General features: G+C 67.8%; 1 protein-coding gene. It reads left to right on the top strand.

Annotation, left to right across the window (positions count from 1 at the left end; translation table 11 throughout):
* Positions 1-55 precede the first annotated feature (55 nt).
* The gene (locus tag AC5RWQ_RS30485; RefSeq protein ID WP_494286045.1) at positions 56-400 is read left to right on the top strand and encodes a hypothetical protein; all 345 of its coding nucleotides are present in this window, start codon (positions 56-58) and stop codon (positions 398-400) included.
* Positions 401-456: the final 56 nt, after the last annotated feature.

A 456-nucleotide genomic window follows, 5' to 3' on the forward strand; every position in this document is an offset into this window, starting at 1 on the left:
GGCACCCACCGGCTAGGGCCTGTCCGGCGGATCTTGACGCCGTAGGCTGCAGCGCATGCACAGCACGCTGACCGAGCACGCCCGGTGTCTTTACGGTGACGAGTACCGTCCGGCACCGGCGTGTGGTCAGGAGCACCGCCAGCACTACTTCGTCGAAGAGCTGACGTTCGCCGATGCGGACGCGATCCTGTCGATGCTGCGGGAGCTCTGCCCGAACTTGGTCGACGGGCCGCTCCCGGTGTGGATTCGCAACCTCGCCTCTCGCCTCGTGCTGCTGCAGAGGCCCGACGAGCCGGCTCTTCTGCGAGAAGCCGCGCAGAACCTGTGGTTGCACGGTCCGGACCGGGACGGCATCGCGGCGGAGCTGACGCAGCGAGCCGAAGAGCTGGAAGCCCGCTAACGGGGCCGGCCCGTCAGGACTTGAGCTGATTGATCGTGCGCTCGACCTCGTTGCGC

This window comes from Micromonospora sp. BS32, from assembly GCF_059089345.1.